Source organism: Halobellus sp. Atlit-38R, assembly GCF_003665925.1.
Lineage (GTDB): Archaea > Halobacteriota > Halobacteria > Halobacteriales > Haloferacaceae > Haloquadratum > Haloquadratum inordinatus.
On sequence record NZ_QXIJ01000399.1, the window covers coordinates 1 to 436 of the forward strand.

Annotated in this window: 1 protein-coding gene; it reads right to left on the reverse strand. The window is 52.3% G+C overall.

Annotated elements, in window-relative coordinates; translation table 11 throughout:
* Nucleotides 1-436: Eco57I restriction-modification methylase domain-containing protein (locus tag D3D02_RS20055; RefSeq protein WP_394337750.1), on the reverse strand; the 436-nt coding region annotated here is incomplete at both ends.

The following is a 436-nucleotide window of genomic DNA, read 5'->3' on the forward strand; positions in this document are numbered from 1 at the left end:
CGTCGCGGAGCGGCTTGATTCGATCCCACGGTGGGTTTCCAACAACCACGTCGAACCCGCCGTCCGCATACACCTCTGCGAACTCCAACACCCACTTGAAGGGCTCCAATTCTTCTACGGTATCAGGTGTAATGTCTTCAATACCGGCTTCAACGAAGTCGCCATGAATGTCCTCGATGAGTTCTTCGCGAGCAGTTCGAAGTTTCTTGTTGGCCTGTTTTCTGTGTTTCTCGGCAGTTTCGCTATCAAGTGCCTGTTCGTGCTTCTCGATTTCGTGAATAATATCTTCGTAGCGGTGTCGAACGCTATCCTCGCTAAAGCTCCCGATCTGGTACTGTTCACCGTCGTCAGTTGTCTCCGGGAATCCGGTGTAGCCGATGAGACTGTTCCCTTCACGAAGATTGAACGCGACGTTTGGGAGGGCAAGATCATCGTC